Origin of the sequence: Gilliamella sp. Gris1-4, assembly GCF_001690335.1 — a bacterium.
GTDB classification, from domain to species: domain Bacteria; phylum Pseudomonadota; class Gammaproteobacteria; order Enterobacterales; family Orbaceae; genus Gilliamella; species Gilliamella apicola_P.
The window spans coordinates 1-1,343 of the sequence record NZ_LZHA01000055.1 but is presented as its reverse complement, the minus strand read 5'-3'; the positions used below and the strand labels follow the sequence as shown (position 1 = coordinate 1,343).

At 39.2% G+C, this 1,343-nt stretch carries 2 protein-coding genes; both read left to right on the top strand.

All coding sequences use genetic code 11. The features are described 5' to 3' along the window. The first annotated feature begins 127 nt into the window (after window positions 1-127). The gene (locus A9G31_RS07480) at window positions 128-556 is read left to right on the top strand and encodes a hypothetical protein (protein WP_218056413.1); all 429 of its coding nucleotides are present in this window, start codon (window positions 128-130) and stop codon (window positions 554-556) included. 522 nt (window positions 557-1,078) lie between these two features. After that, on the top strand, window positions 1,079-1,343 hold a 265-nt coding region (locus A9G31_RS07475; RefSeq protein ID WP_141671352.1), incomplete at its 3' end, for a transposase.

Here is a 1,343-nt window from a genome sequence, read left to right as displayed (position 1 = left end):
TGGCAATACCGTATGAATATCATTAAATGTATAATTTCCACTTGGTAACATTATCGGATTTGTAACACTTGATGTGTTTGTTGACTGAGTGATACGTCTTCCATCAGGCAACTCGATTGCCAAAAAGGTGTCTGTATTAGTTGCTTTAGTCCTCCCACCATCAAAGATTAAATACGGCGCACTACCCTCTATGACCCTTGATGTCTGTACCGTTAACGCCTGTATACCCTGCGTATATGACAATAACAACAATGGTGCGAAGAATAGTGCCGATTTTGATAACAATGAAGGCCTAAACAATAACCGCAGCTTGAATAGTAATACCGGTTTGGATAACAATGGCGGTTTTAATAACCACTTGGATATCGACGATAATTTTGCCGAATATATGGCCGATGATGTGACCGAAGATGTTGTCGAAGAATCCGCCGACAGCATCGCCAGTAAAGACCCCGACGACGGCGTCGATTTCGCTACGCGAAATGACTTCGATGATGAAAATAACTGTGGCGACCTACTTTGGCCACCTTGCGAATCAATAAGATTTAGGGCATAGGTTTGGCATGCCAGATGCCAGATGCCAACCATGGTAATGCATTTTTATTTCCTTGTCAAGTAATTTCTTGTTTTTTATGAACTTTTATATCCGTTCCTTGAATTTTGAGCGATTCCTTGCCTGAATAAGCTCAAAAATTATAACTTGATGATGAATAATGCGCCACTTTTTTTGTTGGTTTATTGTAAAGATTTGTTAGCGGTGAGTGTGGGATTGCTTTGGCTTTTTTTTGGGGGGTGGCGTTTTTTATGGGGCGTAGCGGTTGGGTGGTTTTTGGGACTGGTGGAGTAGGTGCTTTTTAAAGGCCTAAAATCGCTCCGATAGACTATTGATTTTATTGAAGTTTTTATTGCTGCTTCATGTTTTAATCCAGGTTTTTAAATAAATCATGTAATTACCGATTGATTTTTTCACCTTACACATTGCATATACTAGGGCGTGTTGATCTTTCATGATTATTTTTTAGACGGCATGATGTGAGTTATAATAATTCAGCCAAAAACAACCATAACTCGATTCATCATGCCAAGAACAATGCTAACAGATAAACGGTGGGAAAAGCTACTACAAATAATGAAAAATACCGGCCGAGTTTATAATAAATCCGAGCATCGGATGACGTTTGAAGGGATCCTTTTCCGAATGAGAACCGGTATTCCTTGGCGAGATTTGCCAGAAGAGTTTGGTGAATGGAGCACTGTCTATAGGCGATTTAATTTGTGGTCTAAAAAAGGAATATTAGTTGATATTTTCAAACATTTATCACAACTAGCGGATTTTGAATGGG